Source organism: Psychrobacter sp. TB20-MNA-CIBAN-0197 (assembly GCF_040309765.1).
Taxonomy (GTDB): domain Bacteria; phylum Pseudomonadota; class Gammaproteobacteria; order Pseudomonadales; family Moraxellaceae; genus Psychrobacter; species Psychrobacter submarinus.
Genome location: NZ_JBEOPC010000466.1, coordinates 1 through 278, shown reverse-complemented (window position 1 = coordinate 278; position 278 = coordinate 1). Strand labels below are relative to the sequence as shown.

The 278-nt window shown below is 36.7% G+C and carries 1 pseudogene; it reads right to left on the bottom strand.

Annotated elements, in window-relative coordinates:
* Positions 1-278: pseudogene (locus tag AAEY83_RS14520) on the bottom strand (HvfX family Cu-binding RiPP maturation protein); the annotation flags it as partial.

Genomic DNA, 278 nt, shown 5'->3' with positions numbered 1-278 from the left:
AATCAAAACTAACAAAACGCCCACCGCCCATAAAAAATAAACTTAAGAGCATAGCAAAATAAATTGCCGAAAATTCTATGCCATTATTTAAAATAGATGGTTTACCTTTTTCGTATAGGTAATCAGGAAAGCCGTGCTCTTCAACTAATTCTCGAATTTTTCCTATCCTGTCTTGTACTTCTAATGAGTTTTCGAGGATTTCTTTTGCACCTGGGATAGATAACCAATCAAGTACTTGCGCAGCACTTGTTTCTGGATTAGTCGGCGCTATTGCAAAC